The following is a 1,737-nucleotide window of genomic DNA, read 5'->3' on the forward strand; positions in this document are numbered from 1 at the left end:
CGCAACGCTACGAACCAGCGCCTACGCACACGCTGCGTCACCACCCGCCGAGCCCGCGGACACCTCCGCACCGCTCAACTTTGAAGACCCGACAAGTTCAGGGTCGCCGCATGGCCGGCCCGAGTCCATACGGTGTTGGCCAGTGGGCAGGTACCCGTCCCGAAGCCACCGAGCCCGGTCCCACACTTCACCGAGGGCGAGTTACTCCTACTTCGCGCTGTCGCTACCCAGTCCTCGGATCGTGAGATTGCTGAGGCTGCACATCTGGCGGATCCCGCCCAGCTGAATGCCCGCATCCGACGACTGGTCTACCAGGCAGGCGCCCGCAACGCCTCCCACCTGGTCGCCTTGGCGCACGCCTGGCGACTCCTGGACAGCTGCGCGGCTGGACAACCGCGAGCATTCCGCGCCGTACACCGCCTCCCCGAGGATCGCACCGGCCGTGCACCGGAACTCACATGACCACCACCCAACATCCGCCCCGAGGCCCAGGGATGCCGCAGGGACCTCTCGGTCGCCCATCCTCGGCCAGCCGGAACCCACCGCCACTGACAGCCCGCAGCAGCCCAGCAACGCTGGCACGAAGATCCTCATAGGTACGCGGCCTGCCGCAGCCGGAGCGGCCCGCCACGCCGCCCCGACGGACTCACACCCAAAGTCTGTAAAGACCGCGCTGGTTTCACACCCAGCCCATACCTGGCAGCACGATCCGCTGCTCTCGACGGTGCGAGACATCGGTGGCTGCATGGCCGTCATCGCGATGGGCGTCTTGATCACCGTGCTCGTATGTGCAGCGCACGCCGCCTGGCCACCAGCGCATCCAACTTCCAGCCCAGTTGACCATCACATCTCGAAGGGCCAGCGATGACCGCCATCTGCGCAGCCTCACTTCCTTCGGTGTCCCCGCCCCGCCCGGGCCGATACCTCATCCGGGCACAGCGTTGCGGTCACGAGGCGGTAGGAGGCCGTAGCGGGTGCCCGCGATGCCGGTGCAACGGGGCGAGGAAGGGCCGCCGTATAGCCATCGGTCTCGACGGCTCCCTGCACGGTTGTGCCCCCGTCCGCCCCGGCCCCGGGGCGGACAGAGACGATCGATCGAATCCCAGTCCGCAGCCTACAGCGTCCGCCATTCGTTTCTGCCGCGCGCTCCCCGGCGGCACGGGCCTTGCGCTCGTCGTTGTCGCGGCCGCGCGAGCGGCTGCTGCGAGTTCGTGGCGGGTGGCAAGGCGCGGATCAGACTGCGGCTTTGACCAGGAGTTCGGGAACACCCTCCGCGTCGCTGAATGCCTCGAATCGCGGGACGAGTCCCCGCACGAGTTCAACGCAACGGGGCGCGCCGATACGGCTAGCGAGGTCCAGGGACTTGGACGCTGCGGCAGCGGCGACGTCGGGCTCGTCCCGGTCGAGGTGCGTCTTGGCGCGGTATGCGAGGAAGATTCCGCGGGTCTTGTCCCGGCTGGGCGGCAGCAGGTTCTGACCTTCCTCGATGAGCTGGTGGGCCCGGCGGGTTTCGCCCAGGTCGCTGAGGCTCTGCCCGGAGTCGACGGCGAGGTCCGCCTCGGAGAGCCAGGAGCACCACGCAGGAACGGGATCGGGGGTCGGCACGTCGAGAAGGTGCTCGGCAGCACTCAAGGTGCGCAGAGCGGTAGTTGTCAAGTCAAATGAGACGTTCGCGGTGCTATGAACCTTGTGGTTCGGGTTGGCTTCGTTTCGCCGGGTCGTTGATCCAGACCTGGC

1 protein-coding gene is annotated in these 1,737 nt (G+C 67.9%); it reads right to left on the reverse strand.

Annotated elements, in window-relative coordinates; genetic code table 11:
* Positions 1–1,233 precede the first annotated feature (1,233 nt).
* Positions 1,234–1,656, reverse strand: a complete 423-nt coding sequence (locus ACFC02_RS42510; protein ID WP_376368389.1) for a hypothetical protein — start codon at positions 1,654–1,656, stop codon at positions 1,234–1,236.
* Positions 1,657–1,737 lie beyond the last annotated feature (81 nt).

It is taken from the genome of Streptomyces sp. NPDC056160 (assembly GCF_042268205.1).
GTDB lineage: Bacteria > Actinomycetota > Actinomycetes > Streptomycetales > Streptomycetaceae > Streptomyces.